Annotated in this window: 9 protein-coding genes; 2 read left to right on the top strand and 7 right to left on the bottom strand. The window is 53.4% G+C overall.

Annotated features, from left to right (window positions below):
- Window positions 1-65: 65 nt before the first annotated feature.
- Window positions 66-3,347, bottom strand: coding sequence for a DUF5107 domain-containing protein (locus tag FEK47_RS09780; protein WP_135486940.1), 3,282 nt, complete (start codon window positions 3,345-3,347; stop codon window positions 66-68).
- 117 nt (window positions 3,348-3,464) lie between these two features.
- Here FEK47_RS09780 and FEK47_RS09775 point away from each other — a divergent pair, with 117 nt between their 5' ends.
- A complete protein-coding gene (locus tag FEK47_RS09775) occupies window positions 3,465-4,658 on the top strand; it encodes an ROK family protein (protein WP_135486941.1) in 1,194 nt (397 codons plus the stop codon).
- A 197-nt stretch (window positions 4,659-4,855) separates the two neighbouring features.
- Here the strand turns inward: FEK47_RS09775 and glyA are convergent, their stop codons facing one another.
- Window positions 4,856-6,109, bottom strand: a complete 1,254-nt coding sequence (gene glyA / locus FEK47_RS09770) for a serine hydroxymethyltransferase (RefSeq protein WP_000919159.1) — start codon at window positions 6,107-6,109, stop codon at window positions 4,856-4,858.
- A 330-nt stretch (window positions 6,110-6,439) separates the two neighbouring features.
- On the opposite strand from glyA, the gene hmpA reads away from it, so the two are divergent.
- Complete coding sequence (hmpA, locus tag FEK47_RS09765; protein ID WP_135486942.1) at window positions 6,440-7,630, top strand: NO-inducible flavohemoprotein; 1,191 nt, start codon at window positions 6,440-6,442, stop codon at window positions 7,628-7,630.
- A gap of 44 nt (window positions 7,631-7,674) precedes the next feature.
- Here hmpA and glnB read toward each other — a convergent pair whose 3' ends face one another.
- From glnB to purL, 5 genes are all read right to left on the bottom strand, one after another.
- Window positions 7,675-8,013, bottom strand: coding sequence for a nitrogen regulatory protein P-II (glnB, locus tag FEK47_RS09760; protein WP_000717691.1), 339 nt, complete (start codon window positions 8,011-8,013; stop codon window positions 7,675-7,677).
- Between the two features lie 60 nt (window positions 8,014-8,073).
- Window positions 8,074-9,408, bottom strand: a complete 1,335-nt coding sequence (glrR, locus tag FEK47_RS09755; RefSeq protein WP_064526171.1) for a two-component system response regulator GlrR — start codon at window positions 9,406-9,408, stop codon at window positions 8,074-8,076.
- Entirely contained in the window at window positions 9,398-10,111 is a 714-nt protein-coding gene (qseG, locus tag FEK47_RS09750) for a two-component system QseEF-associated lipoprotein QseG (protein ID WP_135404514.1), read from the bottom strand. Before qseG ends, glrR begins: the two co-directional genes overlap by 11 nt.
- A 163-nt stretch (window positions 10,112-10,274) precedes the next feature.
- Window positions 10,275-11,702 (bottom strand): two component system sensor histidine kinase QseE/GlrK, encoded by a 1,428-nt coding sequence (gene qseE, locus FEK47_RS09745; protein ID WP_130214661.1) that lies wholly within the window; start codon window positions 11,700-11,702, stop codon window positions 10,275-10,277.
- A 595-nt stretch (window positions 11,703-12,297) separates the two neighbouring features.
- Window positions 12,298-16,185: a phosphoribosylformylglycinamidine synthase gene (gene purL / locus FEK47_RS09740; RefSeq protein WP_135486943.1), complete on the bottom strand. Its 3,888-nt coding sequence runs from the start codon at window positions 16,183-16,185 to the stop codon at window positions 12,298-12,300.
- Window positions 16,186-16,195 lie beyond the last annotated feature (10 nt).

Here is a 16,195-nt window from a genome sequence, read left to right as displayed (position 1 = left end):
GCTTATTTTAATTATTTGAGCGTGAGCGGCAGCGCGTGCCGCTCAAATATTACAGTTAATAGGGTTTAGTGAACGCGGTTAAAAATAAAAGGCATCACGGTGGTGAATAATGCCGCTTTCGGCCAGGCTGGATTAATCGCAGTCAATTCAGCGCGAGCAGATTCATATTGCGCAATCTCGCCTAGTCCCGCGGCCGCCAGCATCGCCACCATCAGGCATTTTTCTTTATGCTGCTGTTGTAAATCGCCATACAGCGACAACAAGTCAGGTTGCGAGACGGCAAAGAAATCCGCTTCGATACTGGTTTTCGCCATCTCTTGCGCCCACAGTTTCATTTCACTAAACAGTTGCTGTGCGGTGTGTTGTTCGCCCAGCAGTCGCAGCGCCATTCCTTGCCAGAAGAGATAATCAACCGGCTGATCGTTGTAATAACTGTGGATGTTAATGGTGCGATCGCCAGTCGCCGCCAGACGTAAACAACGCGTCGCTTCAGTTTCATCGCCCAGGGCTTTGGCGCATATCGCCTGCCAGAACCAGATGTCGTTGTCAGTTTGCCCCGGTAAACGGCCTTCGCTTAAATTCTCCGGATAATGCAACGCGGCATGAAGCAGTTCGCTGGCCTGCTGCGGCTGTCTGGCATCAAGATGCTGCCAGGCGCGTAACAATTGGTTAAGGATAAACTGACTGGTGACCTTCCCTTCCCCGCCTTCCCACGGGTGGAATTTGCGCGTAGCGAGAATGTCCGCCGCTTTGTCGGCCTGACCTGTGAGATGCCACAAATTGAGCAGTTCTGCGGTCATATCGTCGCGTTTCAGCGCAATTTCCAGATTATTTTCCAGACGCGCCAGTCGTTTCTCCGGTGTGGCTCCGCTTAACTTATCCAGCAAATCCCGTTCGAAAAGCAGACGTGCATCCTGCGGCGCAAGCTGATAAGCATTATCAAGATAGCGCGCGGCCAGCTCATAATCGTGTTGCTTATTCCACGCATGGATCGCCAGCCCGCGCCAGCCGTCGGCAAACTCCGGTGACATCTCTACGCAACGCTGCCATAAAGTAATGGCTTTGTTGTAGCTACGCTTGTTGTAGTAGAAGCAGGCCAGAAAATGACGGGCAAACCAGCACTCTTCAATACTCTCCAGCGCCGCCACTTCTTCCAGCGTATTCGGGAAACGGACAAACTGCGGGAAGACATCAATGGCTTTTGCGACCAGTTCGCCGCGTTCGGCTTTCGGCAGCAAGCTGGCTTGCAGGTAAAGTGGCAGCGTGCGCTGACAGTCCAGTGCGTTCAGCATCTCTGCCGCCAGGGCGGGCATGCCCCAGTTAATCAGTTGCCCGGCGGTCATCAGGGCGTTAACGTCGCGTCCCTGACACAGACCGCGCCACTGCGCGAGGGCTGATTCGCTACGACCATCGAACCAGTTCAGCCACCACAGAGTGGCGTTCAGCGGATAATCACGCAGCAGTTTCTCGCGCTGCAAACGCGCGTTGTCCTGACGACCACTTAACACCAGCAGCAGGTTATGCAGGCAAAGCACTTCCTGGTTGGTTGGGCAGGCGCGAAGACTTTGTTGGCAAAAATCCAGACCAGCGTCGAAGTTACCATTACGCGCCGCCAGGCGTGCCAGACCATAATATCCACCCGCTTTACTGTTCCCGCTCCATACCGCCCGCCAGAAATCCTCTTCGGCTTGTTGATATTGTCCCTGACGTTCGTAAGCACTGGCGCGAATCAAACTGGCCTGTCCACACTGCGGGTTTTTGTTCAGCGCATGTGCGCGTTTCAGCGCCTGACTGGCATACACCACCGCTTGCGGGAAATCGGCACGGTTATATTCCAGCATCGCCAGCGCCAGGTTACAGCGATAATCCAGCGGGTCCAGCGCCACGCCGCGCAGGTAGTAATCGAACGGTGAACGACTGGCGTGATGATATTGCTCCAGATGCTGACCGATAAACCAGGCTTCATCTGTACTGGCAATGTCTTGTGCTGCCAGTGGCGCTTTGGCGACGTCCGGCAACGGCAACTCCTGCGGCTGATGTTCCTGATAACTCAGTACAATATTGCCGTCGGCATCGGAGAGTTCAATGGTCAATCTGTCAGGATTGATACCGTGCAACACGCCCTGGATGGCGGTCGCTGGTGTCAGGGCCACGGCATCATCGAGCAACGCGTTGCATTTGCCGATTTCGCGGATTGCCAGACGGTATCCTTTCAACGGGGAGATGGCATACAGCCCCCACTCAATCCCCCGCTCGCTACGCTGGAGTTTTATCACCGCATCGCGGGAGGCATTTTGCACCATGCCCAGAGAATGATAAGGCAGGAAATACTGCTCGAAACGCTTCTCTTCGTAAGCATCAAGCCAGGTAAAATCGGGCTGGTTATCGGCAAAAATACCGGTCATCAGTTCGATATACGGGCCGTTATTGTCGGTCAGACTCTTATCCCACGCCTGGCCAAATTCACTGTGTCCCCAACTCCACTGTTTTTTACCTGGCGCAATATGGTGGTTGGCAACGTGCAGCAAACCGCCATCTTCATCGTGACACCACGCGCCGACAAAATCGTACTGCGATTTTTCGGCCATATATGAGGTTGGAACAGGCACATTTTTATAGCGAGAAATGTCCACTCCGGCGGAGTAGTCCACTTTATAATAAGTGCCAGTAGCGATAGGGAAAGCTGAAACAGCCCGTTTGCCGTGATCAAACACCGCAGTCACATCCGGCGGGAAAACGCTCTGATGCCCTTCACCACCTTTCACTGCCGGGTTGGCCCACCACAAGAAATGACGCGGCGTGGCGTTGCCGTTATAGACGCGGCTGGCGATTTCCAGCGCCGCCCGGTCAGGGCGCAGTGTGAAACCAGTCATCACCTGTAAACCGTGCATCGGCTCCGTTTCACCGACCCACACCGTCTGTGCGCCGTCGTCATGGGCTTCTAGGGTGAAATCAACGGGCATAAAGGTGGTCGGGCGATGGTGTTGTGGCCAGTTAAACTCAATCCCGCCCGAAATCCACGGCCCCAGCAGCCCCACCAGCGCCGGCTTAATGACTTCATTGTGATAGACAAAATCGCGCTGTTTCACTTTATCCCATGCGCGATGCACGCGACCGCCCAGTTCCGGCAGGATCATCACTTTGATGTAGTCGTTTTCCAGCCACACCGCCTGCCAGGATTTCAGGGTTTTCTGCTCACTCAGCGTATCGGTCACGCCATAGGGATAAACCGCGCCGGACGATCCCTGATAAACGCGATTTTCCAGGAACATGGGATGTATATCCTGCGGCCCGGTTTCATAGGTCGGGATCTCAACGCGCTCTTGCCACACTTTTACTGGAGTCATGGTGCCCTCAATATTAACAAGACATACTGAATTAAAAGATTTGTGGCAGTGTATTGAACAATCTGGCAATGTTTTCGCGGAATAATCACGCAATTAACTAAACAAGGTTTAGTGAAGATGAGAGCCTGCATTAACAATCAACAGATCCGCCACCATAACAAATGCGTGATTCTGGAACTGCTGTACCGGCAAAAGCGCGCCAACAAGTCGACGCTGGCCCGGCTGGCGCAAATTTCAATTCCGGCGGTCAGTAATATTTTGCAGGAACTGGAAAACGAAAAGCGGGTGGTGAATATCGACGATGAAAGCCAGACGCGTGGGCATAGCAGCGGCACATGGCTGATTGCGCCGGAAGGTGACTGGACGCTATGCCTGAACGTGACGCCCACCAGCATTGAGTGCCAGGTCGCTAACGCTTGTTTAAGTCCGAAAGGTGAATTTGAATATTTTCAGATTGATGCACCGACACCGCAGGCACTGCTGTCCGAAATCGAAAAATGCTGGCATCGTCATCGCAAACTGTGGCCGGGCCGCACCATCAATCTGGCGCTGGCAATCCACGGGCAGGTTGATCCGGTGACCGGCGTATCGCAAACCATGCCGCAAGCGCCGTGGACAACGCCAGTTGAGGTGAAGTATCTGCTGGAAGAAAAGCTCGGTATTCGGGTGATGGTCGATAATGACTGTGTGATGCTGGCACTGGCGGAGAAATGGCAAAATAATTCGCAGGGACGGGATTTCTGCGTGATCAACGTTGATTATGGCATTGGTTCGTCGTTTGTGATTAACGAGCAAATTTATCGCGGCAGTTTGTATGGCAGCGGGCAGATTGGTCACACCATTGTGAATCCCGATGGCGTTGCCTGCGACTGTGGACGTTATGGCTGCCTGGAAACCGTCGCCTCGTTAAGCGCATTAAAAAAACAGGCGCGAGTATGGCTAAAATCACAACCTGGCAATACTCAACTTGATCCAGAAAAACTGACTACCGCGCAATTAATCGCTGCCTGGCAGAGTGGAGAACCGTGGGTCACCAGCTGGGTTGACCGCAGTGCCAACGCCATTGGCTTGAGTCTGTATAACTTCCTCAACATTCTCAATATTAATCAGATTTGGCTGTATGGTCGCAGCTGCGCCTTTGGCAAGAACTGGCTTAATACTATTATTCGCCAGACAGGATTTAACCCATTCGACCGCGACGAAGGACCGAGCGTGAAAGCGACGCAAATTGGCTTCGGGCAATTAAGCCGCGCACAACAGGTGCTGGGAATTGGCTATTTGTATGTTGAGGCGCAGTTACGACAGATTTGATGGCGCGATAACGTAACAAGGCTTCCCGAAGGAAGCCTTGATGATCACAAACGAAAAATTGCCTGATGCGCTACGCTTATCAGGCCTACACGGATATTGCAATATATTGAATTTGCAAAAATTTGTAGGTCGGATAAGGCGTTCATGCCGCATCCGGCATGAACAACGAGCACATTGTCAGCAAATCACCGTTTCGCTTATGCGTAAACCGGGTAACGTGCGCAGATGTCGAGCACTTTACCTTTGATGCGCTCGATAACCGCTTCATCATTGATGCTGTCCAGCACGTCACACATCCAGCCAGCCAGTTCTTTCGCTTCTGCTTCTTTGAAGCCACGACGCGTAATCGCCGGAGTACCTACACGAATACCGGAAGTTACAAACGGGCTCTTCGGATCGTTTGGTACGCTGTTTTTGTTGACGGTGATGTTGGCACGGCCCAGAGCGGCGTCAGCTTCTTTACCAGTCAGGTTTTTATCAACCAGATCAACCAGGAACAGGTGGTTATCAGTACCACCGGAAACCACTTTGTAGCCGCGTTCCAGGAACACTTCCACCATCGCTTTAGCGTTTTTCGCGACCTGCTGCTGGTAAGTTTTGAACTCAGGCTCCATCGCTTCTTTCAGAGCAACCGCTTTACCGGCGATTACGTGCATCAACGGACCGCCCTGACCACCAGGGAAAACGGCAGAGTTCAGTTTTTTGTACAGTTCTTCGCTACCGCCTTTCGCCAGGATCAGGCCGCCGCGCGGACCCGCCAGGGTTTTGTGAGTGGTGGTAGTAACAACGTGAGCATGAGGAACCGGGTTCGGGTAGACGCCAGCAGCAACCAGACCCGCAACGTGCGCCATATCAACGAACAGGTAAGCACCGATGCTGTCAGCGATTTCACGCATTTTCGCCCAGTCAACCACGCCGGAATATGCAGAGAAACCACCGATAATCATTTTCGGCTTGTGTTCTTTGGCTTGTTTTTCCAGATCGGCGTAGTCGATATGACCGGTAGCATCGATACCGTAAGGAACGATGTTGTACAGTTTACCGGAGAAGTTAACCGGAGAACCGTGAGTCAGGTGACCGCCATGCGCCAGGTTCATACCCAGAACGGTATCACCTGGTTCCAGCAGCGCGGTGTAGACCGCAAAGTTAGCCTGGGAGCCGGAGTGCGGCTGGACGTTAGCGTAGTCAGCGCCGAACAGCTCTTTCGCACGATCGATCGCCAGTTGTTCAACGATATCAACATACTCGCAACCGCCGTAGTAGCGCTTGCCCGGATAACCTTCAGCATATTTGTTGGTCAGCTGAGAACCCTGCGCCTGCATTACGCGCGGGCTGGTGTAGTTTTCGGAGGCGATCAGTTCGATGTGCTCTTCCTGACGTACTTTTTCCTGCTCCATAGCCTGCCACAGTTCGGCATCATAATCGGCAATGTTCATTTCACGCTTTAACATCCGCATCTCCTGACTCAGCTAACAATAAAATTTTTTCGCCTAATTTTGGCGGTCCTGATGGACAACGGCGAACAGTATAACCGAATCATTGTGCGATAACAGGTCTTGACAAAGGAATTTACGCAAACGATTACCTTCAAGCTGTGCAAGGCTTTGGAGAATAAAGGGCCTGCAACCGGAAACGGATTTCTTTTCAGGTTTGTGATGCAAATTTTTCACTTCATCACATTCTTGATGAAAAACACCAAAAGAACCATTTACAGTGCAGGGCTATTTTTTATAAGATGCATTTGAGATACATCAATTAAGATGCAAAAAAAGGAAGACCATATGCTTGACGCTCAAACCATCGCTACAGTAAAAGCCACCATCCCTTTACTGGTAGAAACAGGGCCAAAGTTAACCGCCCATTTCTACGACCGTATGTTTACTCATAACCCAGAACTCAAAGAAATTTTTAACATGAGTAACCAGCGTAATGGCGATCAACGTGAAGCCCTGTTTAACGCGATTGCCGCCTACGCCAGTAATATTGAAAACCTGCCTGCGCTGCTGCCAGCGGTAGAAAAAATCGCGCAGAAGCACACCAGTTTCCAGATCAAACCGGAACAGTACAACATCGTCGGCGAACACCTGTTGGCGACGCTGGACGAAATGTTCAGCCCAGGCCAGGAAGTGCTGGACGCGTGGGGTAAAGCCTATGGCGTACTGGCTAATGTATTTATCAGTCGCGAGGCGGAAATCTATAACGAAAACGCCAGCAAAGCCGGTGGCTGGGAAGGTACTCGCGATTTCCGCATTGTGGCTAAAACACCGCGCAGTGCACTGATCACCAGCTTCGAACTGGAGCCGGTCGACGGTGGCGCAGTGGCAGAATACCGTCCGGGACAATATCTCGGCGTCTGGCTGAAACCAGAGGGTTTCCCGCATCAGGAAATTCGTCAGTACTCTTTGACTCGTAAACCTGATGGCAAAGGCTATCGTATTGCGGTGAAACGCGAAGATGGCGGGCAGGTATCCAACTGGCTGCACAATCACGCCAACGTTGGCGATGTCGTGAAGCTGGTAGCTCCGGCGGGTGATTTCTTTATGGATGTGACAGATGACACGCCGGTAACACTGATCTCTGCGGGTGTAGGGCAAACGCCAATGCTGGCTATGCTCGATACGCTGGCAAAAGCAGGCCATAACGCCCAGGTAAACTGGTTCCACGCGGCAGAAAATGGCGATGTTCACGCCTTTGCTGATGAAGTTAAGGAACTGGGGCAAGCACTGCCGCGCTTTACCGCGCATACCTGGTATCGCCAGCCGAGCGAAGCCGATCGCGCTAAAGGTCAGTTTGATAGCGAAGGTCTGATGGATTTGAGCAAACTGGAAGGTGCGTTCAGCGATCCGGCCATGCAGTTCTATCTCTGCGGTCCGGTTGGCTTCATGCAGTTTGCCGCGAAACAGTTAGTGGACCTGGGTGTGAAGCAGGAAAACATTCATTACGAATGCTTTGGCCCGCATAAAGTGCTGTGATTTGATGTTGCCGGATGGAGACATCCGGCAACCCTTGACGCGGTTTAAATCGCCGCGTCGTCCTCTTCGCCGGTACGGATACGAATGACCCGTGCCACGTCGAAGACGAAAATTTTACCATCACCAATTTTGCCGGTTTGCGCCGTACGAATAATCGTGTCTACGCAGATATCGACAATGTCGTCCGGCACGACGATCTCAATTTTCACCTTCGGCAGAAAATCCACCATATATTCCGCACCGCGATACAGCTCAGTGTGGCCTTTCTGGCGCCCAAAGCCTTTCACTTCGGTCACGGTCATGCCGGTAATACCGACTTCGGCCAGTGCTTCACGGACATCGTCCAGCTTGAAGGGTTTAATAATCGCATCAATCTTTTTCATGCTATTCCTTGAAAAGGTCGCCTGTCTTTTGATCTGCTAAACGTAACACATTACACCGATTCATTCCTTGAAATCGTTTGCATCCAGCTCGTGTCGGGAAAGCAGTTTATAAAATTCTGTCCGGTTGCGCCCCGCCATTCTCGCCGCGTGGGTGACGTTGCCTTTGGTGATTTGCAGCAACTTGCGCAAGTAATTGAGTTCAAACTGGTTACGTGCCTCAACAAAGGTGGGCAGCGCCGTGTTTTCGCCCTCCAGCGCCTGCTCTACTAATGCATCGCTAATCACCGGAGATGAGGTCAGCGCCACGCACTGTTCAATCACGTTGACCAACTGGCGCACATTTCCCGGCCAGCTGGCAGTCATCAGGCGTTTCATCGCATCGGTGGAGAACGCGCGGACAAACGGCTTATGTCGCTCTGCCGCCTGGCGCAATAAGTGGTTTGCCAGTAGCGGAATGTCTTCCGTGCGCTCCGCCAGTGCCGGAATTTTAAGGCTGACGACATTGAGGCGGTAATAGAGATCTTCGCGAAATTCCCCGCGCGCCATCGCTTTTGGTAAGTCGCGGTGGGTCGCAGAAATAATCCGCACGTCGATATCAATATCGCGGTTACTGCCCAGCGGACGGACTTTTCGCTCCTGCAATACGCGCAGCAATTTGACCTGCAACGGTGCTGGCATATCGCCAATCTCATCGAGAAACAGCGTACCGCCTTCCGCCGCCTGGAATAAACCTTCGCGATTGCTGACGGCACCAGTAAACGCGCCACGCGCATGACCAAACAGCTCCGACTCCAGCAACTGCTCGGGCAATGCGCCACAGTTAATGGCAATAAACGGCTTGCTGTTACGCGGGCTGGCGTTGTGGATAGCCTGGGCAAAAATCTCTTTCCCGGTGCCGCTCTGACCGTTAATCAAAACGCTAACGTCTGATTGCGCCACCAGCCGGGCCTGTTCCAGCAAACGCAGCATCAGCGGGCTGCGAGTGACAATCGCCTCGCGCCAACGTTCGTCGGTGGCTGGCGCGGATTGTTCCAGCGCATCGTCAATTGCCTGATATAGCGCGTCTTTATCGACGGGCTTAGTGAGGAAACTAAACACGCCCTGCTGTGTCGCGGCAACGGCATCGGGAATGGAGCCATGCGCGGTGAGGATGATTACCGGCATACCTGGCTGCACTTTCTGGATTTCAGCAAACAGTTGCATACCATCCATTTCATCCATCCGCAGGTCGCTGATGACTAAATCCACTTTTTCACGATTCAGTATCCGCAGCCCCTCGGCACCACTTTCTGCCGTGACCACGCTGTAGCCTTCGCTGGTCAGGCGCAGGCCAAGTAATTTCAGTAATCCTGGATCGTCATCGACCAATAATAAATGCGCAGGTTTATGGCTCATCAGGGGTGACCTCATTGGTGGATGGCGCGTTTTTTTCACTCTCGTGCGGCGTGTCCGGTGGGAAATTTCCGGCCGGTTTGCGAGTCGAGAGTTGACGTTCAATATCCGTCAGGTTCTCCAGCTTGCGGGTGGTTAGTTCCAGTTGTTGCTGTAGAACGTGTTGCTGCTGGCGCAGGGCGTCCAGTTCGCTGTCGCTGGATTGCTGGAGTTTACTGTAACGTAGGCGCTCTTCCGCCAGTTGCAGTTGCAACGCCTGTCCGTCGCGCCAGAGTTGATACAACGGGCGAACCTGCGCCGGGATCTCAGTACTTAACGCATCAATGCGCGCGACCAGTTGGCGGCGCTCAAAAGGCGTGATTTTGGCATCGGCAAGCAAAATCCCCTGCTTAAAGGTATTTTGCCAGCTGCCATCACCATACTTGCGCGCTTCCTGACGCGACTGTGCTGGCATTAAGCGGTTGGCGCAATCCATCGCCCGTAGCCAGTAAAGCGGGTTAGTTTCAGTTGATTTACCTTGCAGCGCCCAGATGTCGCTACATTCAGTAGGAAGATAATCAGCCAGTTGATAAACCGGGATTTTTTCTTCTACTGGTGCATTAATGGCTGGCTTATTGTGATTCTGCACGCAGCCCAGCAGCGCCAGACAAGGCAACCCCGCCAGCCACAGCCGTCGGGATAAAAATCGTTGAAAAATGTGTCGCATATTCACCAGACTCAGAGCCTATCCCAGTGGGCGTAATTGTTGCAGGCAGTTTGGACACGGACAGCGCGGAGAAACCGGAGCGTACACGTAGTACGTGAGGATTTCGAGCACTGCCCGGGGCCGAACTGGCAAATAAAATAGCCTGATGGGATAGGCCTTAACATTATTTCGTGTTTTTCGACGAAGGCAATTCAATGCGGAAGCAAACGTCTTGCCCGCTCTCGTCGACCAGATACAGTTCCCCCTGCATACGGCGAATACAATCCCTGGCAATGCTTAATCCCAGACCGCTCCCCTTCACCGCCCCTTTTCGCTGGTGACTTCCCTGAAAAAAGGGTTCGAAGATCATGGCGCGTTCCTCTTGCGGAATGGGTGTGCCTGTATTGATGACATCAATATAAACCCGTGCGCCATGTAAACTGCTGCGAAGGCAAATGTTACCGGATTCAGCCCCGTAGTGCACCGCATTGGAGTAAAGATTATCCAGCACGCTCATCAGCAGCATGGGTTCCGCCAGGCATGCTGTTGCCTTGAGATCAACGTCGGTATGCATCATTTTAGTCCGAGCTGGCAGGCTGTGAGCGGAAACTACCGTCTCCACCAACGGTGCTAACTCAACATTCTCCAGTTCCACCGCGCCATCTGCCTGTTTACGGTTGTAATCAAGCAGTTGTTCTATAAGTTTTTGCAAATTGCGGCTGCTGCTGTCGAGGATGCTTACCACCTCTTTTTGCTCTGGCGTAAGCGGCCCGACAACCTGGTCAGCCAGTAATTCAGTGCCCTCGCGCATACTCGCCAGTGGCGTTTTTAATTCATGAGATAAATGTCTTAAAAATTGATGGCGCTGGGATTCCAGCCATGACAGGCGTTCACTTAACCAAAGAATACGTTGCCCAACCGAGCGTAACTCGCTCGGTCCACTGAACGAGACGCTATTACCCAGTGAGCGTCCTTCCCCCAGACGGTTGATCATCCGCTCGATATTTTTCACCGGACCAATAATCATTCGGGTGAAAAGCAGCACCATTATCAGACTCACCAGAAACAACACCAGTGACTGCCAGCCGAAATACTGTCCGCGTTCGGCTATCTCTCGCTGGAGTTGTTGCCCGCGTGAAAACACCACGGTACGCGTGGCCTGTACCATTTCGGCATTGGCATTGGCAAAGGCTTCCAGACGCGCGGCAGCCGCCGCATCCGGCCCACTGTTGTTACACTGAAGTTGAGCCAGATTGTTCAAATCCTGACGCAATGCCTGGTAAAGTTTATCGTCCGGCAGTACGCCTGCGTGGGCATCGAGCATTTCGCTGTAACGTTTACGCTGGCTTTGATAGACCTTCGCCAGGGTTGAGTCGTCCAGCACGCAATACTGACGGTAGCTACGCTCCATCTCCAGTGCCGCATTAGTCATTGCCTCACTGCGCCGGGCGTCAATAAGCGTTGTGCGATTGACCAGCGCCGCCTGATCGCTAAGCGCATTAAGGCTTTGCCAGGCTTGCCATGCCAGTACCAGCAGAGGCAGCAGAATCAGCAAGAATGCCAGCATGACTAATTGTCGTAATGAACGGGGAAAAACAGGCCAGCGTTTCAAGGTGTTACTCTCGTCAGACGCGAATAGCCAGATGCTAACCGAGGGGGAGTTCAGATACAACAAAGCCGGGAATTACCCGGCTTTGTTGTGGAATAAGGCGGTGCCTAACTCGACGTTTCGCCCGATGGTTGATATAGCTACGCTGATATCAGAAGTTGGACGGCAGGCACCTTGTTGTGCGTCATTCGAATTTTATGTAGCACGTCCAGAAGGGGCTGACATAAGTGGGTGAATGAGCCACTGGTTATTATTATGCAGTAACTGTGCCAATAAATAAAATGGTTTGATAACGTACTGATAAAACATAGCTTTAATGAATTAATGGCTGTTCCACTGGTTGGCTATAAATCAGCCAGTGTGTCGCTTAAAAGAGACGCCCAAAGCTTAAATTATTCGTTTTAAATTAAATCAATAAGTTACATGTCACCTATAAGCGACACGGCAAACCACCCATTGTCGTGATTTACAGACACAAAAAAAGCTCCCGGAGTTGGGAGCTTATAATTGTTGGCTAAGTGGTTGTGTGTAATGCCGGATGCGGCGTGAAACCTTATCCGGCCGACAAAACAATGGGTTGCGTGGAATTTCCGCAGCCTTATCCCAGCTGCTTACGCGCATTACGGAAAATACGCATCCATGGGCCATCCTCGCCCCAGTTTTCCGGATGCCAGGAGTTGCTGACAGTACGGAAAACACGTTCCGGGTGCGGCATCATAATGGTGACACGACCGCTTTCGGTAGTGACCGCCGTAATACCGTTCGGGGAACCGTTCGGGTTAGCCGGGTAGGTTTCGGTGACTTTGCCGAAATTATCGACATAGCGCAGCGCAACCAGCCCTTTGCTTTCCAGTGCCGCCAGATGCGCCGCATCGCGTACTTCAACGCGCCCTTCACCGTGAGACACAGCAATCGGCATCTGCGAGCCCACCATCCCCTGCAACAGCAGAGACGGGCTTTGGGTCACTTCAACCAGGCTGAAACGCGCTTCAAAGCGATCGGAGGTGTTACGCACGAAACGAGGCCACAGCTCGCTACCTGGGATCAGCTCACGCAGATTAGACATCATCTGGCAACCGTTACATACCCCCAGCGCCAGCGTTTGCGGACGATGGAAGAAGGTTGCAAACTCATCGCGTACACGGTTGTTGAACAGAATAGACTTCGCCCAACCTTCACCGGCACCCAGCACATCACCGTAGGAGAAACCACCGCACGCGACCAGGGCATGGAAATCCTCCAGACCAGTGCGTCCAGTCAGCAGGTCGCTCATATGCACGTCGATAGCGTCGAAGCCCGCACGATGGAAAGCTGCCGCCATTTCAACATGCGAGTTCACGCCTTGCTCACGCAGTACGGCAACTTTCGGGCGCGCGCCAGTAGCGATAAACGGAGCTGCTACATCTTCGTTAATATCGAACGACAGTTTCACATTCAGGCCCGGATCAGCGTCGTTGGATTTCGCCTGATGTTCCTGATCGGCACACTCCGGGTTGTCACGCAGGCGCTGCATCTGCCAGGTGGTTTCCGCCCACCAGACACGCAACGTGGTGCGGCTTTCGCTGAATACAGTCTGCCCGTTGGCGGTAATCACAAAACGATCGCCAGAAACAGCCTGGCCGACATAATGGACGCACTCAGCAAGGCCATGCTGTGCCAGTACCGCTTCGACTGCTTCACGGTCAGCGGCACGAACCTGAATCACCGCTCCCAGTTCTTCGTTAAACAACGCCGCCAGGTGATCGTCGCCCAGAGAGGCGATATCCGCGTCAATGCCGCAATGACCAGCAAAGGCCATTTCCGCCAGCGTTACCAGCAGGCCGCCATCAGAGCGGTCGTGGTACGCGAGCAGCTTACGCTGTGCAACCAGCGCCTGAATCGCGTCATAGAAGCCTTTCAGTTGCGCGACGTCGCGCACATCAGCCGGTTTGTCGCCAAGCTGACGATAAACCTGCGCCAGCGCCGTTGCGCCCAGCGCGTTATTACCTTTGCCCAAATCAATCAGCAGCAGTGCGTTATCTTCGGTAGAAAGCTGCGGCGTGATGGTGTGACGCACATCGTCCACGCGGGCAAATGCAGAAATAACCAGCGACAGCGGCGAGGTCATTTCGCGCTCTTCGCTACCTTCCTGCCAGCGGGTTTTCATCGACATTGAATCTTTACCCACCGGGATCGTCAGGCCCAGCGCCGGACAAAGCTCTTCGCCCACGGCTTTAACGGCTTCATACAGGCCCGCATCTTCACCAGGGTGGCCTGCCGCCGCCATCCAGTTGGCGGAAAGTTTAATGCGTTTGATATCGCCAATCTGTGTTGCGGCAATATTGGTTAACGCTTCACCGACCGCCAGACGGGCAGAGGCGGCGAAATCCAGCAGTGCAACTGGCGCACGTTCGCCAATTGCCATCGCTTCGCCATAGTAGCTGTCGAGGCTGGCGGTAGTGACCGCGCAGTTAGCGACAGGCACCTGCCACGGACCCACCATCTGATCGCGCGCCACCATGCCGGTTACGCTACGGTCGCCAATGGTAACGAGGAAGGTTTTCTCCGCCACGGTCGGCAGATGCAGCACACGTTTCACCGCGTCAGCAATGGTGATCCCTTCACGGGTCAGCGCATCGCCTTTCGCTTTCAGCGTTTGCACATCGCGGGTCATCTTCGGCGTTTTGCCCAGCAGTACGTCCAGCGGCAGATCGATCGGCTGATTATCAAAATGACGATCGTGCAGAGAAAGATGCAGTTCTTCGGTCGCTTCACCAATCACCGCGTATGGCGCGCGTTCACGCTTACACAGTTCGTCAAACAGCGGTAACTGATCGGCAGCAACCGCCAGCACGTAGCGTTCCTGGGATTCGTTACACCAGATTTCCAGCGGGCTCATACCCGGTTCGTCGCTCAGGATATCGCGCAGTTCAAATTTACCGCCGCGCCCGCCGTCGCTTACCAGTTCCGGCATAGCGTTAGAAAGACCGCCTGCACCAACGTCGTGGATAAACAGGATTGGGTTGGCATCACCAAGCTGCCAGCAACGGTCGATCACTTCCTGGCAACGACGTTCCATTTCCGGGTTGTCGCGCTGAACAGAAGCAAAGTCGAGATCCGCATCAGACTGACCAGACGCCATAGAAGACGCCGCACCGCCGCCAAGACCGATGTTCATTGCCGGGCCGCCGAGAACGACCAGCTTCGCACCAACGTTGATCTCGCCTTTTTGTACGTGATCGGCGCGAATGTTGCCGATCCCGCCCGCCAGCATGATCGGTTTGTGATAACCGCGCAGCTCTTCGCCATTGTGGCTGTTCACTTTTTCTTCATAAGTACGGAAGTAGCCGTTCAGCGCCGGACGACCAAATTCGTTGTTAAATGCCGCGCCGCCCAGCGGACCTTCGGTCATGATGTCCAGCGCGGTGACAATGCGCTCAGGCTTACCGAAATCTTCCTCCCACGGCTGTTCGAAGCCAGGAATTCGCAGGTTGGAAACGGAGAAACCAACCAGACCGGCTTTCGGCTTCGCGCCGCGCCCGGTGGCACCTTCATCGCGGATTTCACCGCCGGAACCGGTCGCCGCGCCCGGCCACGGAGAAATTGCCGTCGGGTGGTTGTGAGTTTCGACTTTCATCAGAATATGCGCCGGTTCCTGATGGAAATCGTAGCGGCCCGTTTCGTGGTCAGCAAAGTAGCGGCCCACTTCAGAACCTTCCATCACCGCGGCGTTATCTTTATACGCAGAGAGAACGTGATCCGGCGTGGTTTCGAAGGTATTTTTGATCATCTTGAACAGCGATTTCGGCTGCTGTTCACCGTCGATAATCCAGTCGGCGTTAAAAATCTTATGACGGCAGTGCTCAGAGTTCGCCTGGGCGAACATATACAGCTCGATGTCGTTCGGGTTACGACCAAGCTTTGTGAAAGCATCTTGCAGATAGTCAATTTCATCTTCCGCCAGTGCCAGGCCAAGACGCAGGTTAGCGTCGATTAGCGCCTGACGGCCCTGCCCCAGCAAATCAACGCTGGTGACCGGAGTCGGTTGATGATGCGCAAACAGCTGCTCTGCATCATCTAAAGCAAAAAAGACCGTTTCCATCATGCGGTCGTGTAGTTCAGCGGTAACCTGCTGCCACTGTTCATTGGTCAGCGTACCGGCTTCTATATAGTAAGCAACGCCGCGCTCAAGGCGGTTTACCTGTTGCAGCCCGCAGTTATGAGCGATATCGGTCGCTTTCGAAGACCAGGGAGAGATGGTGCCAGGACGCGGGGTCACCAGCAGTAATTTGCCTTCCGGGGCATGGCTGGCGAGTGCCGGACCATATTTCAACAGGCGTTCAAGTTGCGCGTGCGCTTCTTCGTTTAACGGCGCATTGAGGTCAGCAAAATGGACATACTCGGCGTAAATGTTGTGAACCGGGAGCCTGGCAGCCTGAAAACGCGCCAGCAGTTTATTGATTCGGAATGCCGACAGTGCAGGCGAACCACGCAGAATTTCCATCATAAGTCTCTCG

Source organism: Escherichia sp. E3659, assembly GCF_005781135.1.
Taxonomy (GTDB): domain Bacteria; phylum Pseudomonadota; class Gammaproteobacteria; order Enterobacterales; family Enterobacteriaceae; genus Escherichia.
The sequence above is the reverse complement of the archived record's forward strand: the minus strand, read 5'-3'. Positions and strand labels throughout refer to the sequence as shown.

Coding starts and splice junctions, on each gene's coding strand:
- purL (WP_135486943.1), bottom strand. CDS start 16,185: ATGATGGAAATTCTGCGTGGTTCGCCTGCACTGTCGGCATTCCGAATC.
- glnB (WP_000717691.1), bottom strand. CDS start 8,013: ATGAAAAAGATTGATGCGATTATTAAACCCTTCAAGCTGGACGATGTC.
- glrR (WP_064526171.1), bottom strand. CDS start 9,408: ATGAGCCATAAACCTGCGCATTTATTATTGGTCGATGACGATCCAGGA.
- glyA (WP_000919159.1), bottom strand. CDS start 6,109: ATGTTAAAGCGTGAAATGAACATTGCCGATTATGATGCCGAACTGTGG.
- qseG (WP_135404514.1), bottom strand. CDS start 10,111: ATGCGACACATTTTTCAACGATTTTTATCCCGACGGCTGTGGCTGGCG.
- FEK47_RS09780 (WP_135486940.1), bottom strand. CDS start 3,347: ATGACTCCAGTAAAAGTGTGGCAAGAGCGCGTTGAGATCCCGACCTAT.
- hmpA (WP_135486942.1), top strand. CDS start 6,440: ATGCTTGACGCTCAAACCATCGCTACAGTAAAAGCCACCATCCCTTTA.
- FEK47_RS09775 (WP_135486941.1), top strand. CDS start 3,465: ATGAGAGCCTGCATTAACAATCAACAGATCCGCCACCATAACAAATGC.